Below are 208 nucleotides of genomic sequence, written 5' to 3'. Positions count from 1 at the left end.
ACGAGCGACCATCCGGCACGCTCGTACCGGTGATGCTCACAGTCAGGGAGCCGCCGTCGACGTAGACGTCTTCACCCTGCACGTCGTTGGTCCAGATCGCAGAAGTCTGGCCTTTCTCGATGACCACCGACTTGCCTGCACCCAGCTGCACAGTCAGGTCCTGGTCCAGGGCCTGCTTGATGCTGATGGTGAAGGTCGGCTTCTCGTT

The 208-nt window shown here is 61.1% G+C and carries 1 protein-coding gene; it reads right to left on the bottom strand.

The window, feature by feature from the left end:
* Positions 1-208: immunoglobulin-like domain-containing protein (locus tag ACN6NG_RS30115; RefSeq protein WP_474317591.1), on the bottom strand; the 208-nt coding region annotated here is incomplete at both ends.

The sequence above is a fragment of the Pseudomonas sp. TSO6 genome (assembly GCF_056098905.1).
This window is presented reverse-complemented; position numbering and strand designations above follow the sequence as displayed.